This window comes from Pseudodesulfovibrio pelocollis (assembly GCF_030282845.1).
GTDB lineage: Bacteria > Desulfobacterota > Desulfovibrionia > Desulfovibrionales > Desulfovibrionaceae > Pseudodesulfovibrio > Pseudodesulfovibrio pelocollis.
On sequence record NZ_JASTWE010000134.1, the window covers coordinates 1 to 543 of the forward strand.

Sequence of the window (543 nt, forward strand, 5' to 3'; positions counted from 1 at the left end):
TTGGCTATGTCCTCGTCTGTGATGCCGGAGAACCGCCCGGTGACGCGGCCCGCGTCGCGCAGCTCGGCCAGAGCCTGGTGCTCGCTCAGCAACCCGGCGGCATAGAGCCCGGCCACGCCCTGGGCGTCTGCCGTGGCGATGGTCGCCTTGTCCGTCTCGCTCGGCTGCCACAGGGAGCGGAACTCGAAATACGCATGATCCGGCCAGGGCTTGCCCCACAGGTGGCGGCTGAGCACGGGCAGCAGCTTCTCGATGGCCGGGCGCAGGTCGTCATCCTGCTGGGTGGAGATGGTGTCGTAGTAGGTGGCCATGTCCGCATCGCCGCTGGCAAACCCCTTGGGCGACTGGCCCAGCAGGCGCACCAGCGGGATGCCCGTGGCCCCGGCTATCTGCTCGCAGAACGCCTGCAGGGCGTCGTAGACCCCGGCAAATGTCCAGTTGTGGGTGGTGAACACGTCCTCCTTGTCCAGCAGGGTGATGCCCTCGTTGGACTGCATGCGGGCGATCATGGCAAACATCTTGGTCAGCGCCGTCTCGGCCGCT

Annotated in this window: 1 protein-coding gene; it reads right to left on the bottom strand. The window is 67.2% G+C overall.

What is annotated here, in order from left to right; all coding sequences use genetic code 11:
• On the bottom strand, positions 1-543 hold a 543-nt coding region (locus tag QQS14_RS16560), incomplete at both ends, for an anti-CBASS protein Acb1 family protein (RefSeq protein WP_285908120.1).